Raw genomic sequence first — 573 nt, 5'->3', positions numbered from 1 at the left:
TGATGCGTGACGATGGTGATGGGTCGATGACGATTTACCGGTGGGCCTCTACCGGATCGGCTTTCGGTCGTTCGAGCGACTACACCTCCGGTGGTTGGACCATGTCCAACACGGAGGACCGGGTGGCGTCCGGTGACGTCGATGGAGACGGTGTCGACGATATTGTCGCCGCCTACCAAAACTCTGACGGCACGTTCAGCTTCCACGTCTGGAAGAACGGTGTCTCTAACGCCGGCAAGTGGTACAACTCCGGCCCGTATGCACTTGGCCCCGTCGAAGGACGTCTCGTCCTCGGCACCTGGTAGCCGCTTCACCTGACGGTGGGGTCGGCGCTGACTCAGAGCCCGACCCCACCAAGCACGCCCACCGCGGCTTCACCGTCGAGCGGCTGCTCCCGGCCGGTGTGACCAGGCCCGCGAGGCTGGCCAGGCTCGATCGGACAGGTAGCGGGGGGCTCACCCCGAAGCGTGGACACCGGCTGTCATGCGGCGAGCAGCACTCTAGCGGTGGTCTGCTGCTCGTAGTCGATGGGGCTGAGGTAGCTGAGCGTGGAGTGTCTCCTGCGGGTGTTGT

At 64.6% G+C, this 573-nt stretch carries 1 protein-coding gene; it reads left to right on the top strand.

Annotated features, from left to right (window positions below):
* Positions 1–305: hypothetical protein (locus tag ABGB18_RS49405; protein ID WP_347702672.1), on the top strand; the 305-nt coding region annotated here is incomplete at its 5' end.
* Positions 306–573: the final 268 nt, after the last annotated feature.

This window comes from Nonomuraea sp. B12E4 (assembly GCF_039871825.1).
In the GTDB taxonomy this organism is placed as follows: Bacteria; Actinomycetota; Actinomycetes; order Streptosporangiales; family Streptosporangiaceae; genus Nonomuraea.
The sequence above is the reverse complement of the archived record's forward strand: the minus strand, read 5'-3'. Positions and strand labels throughout refer to the sequence as shown.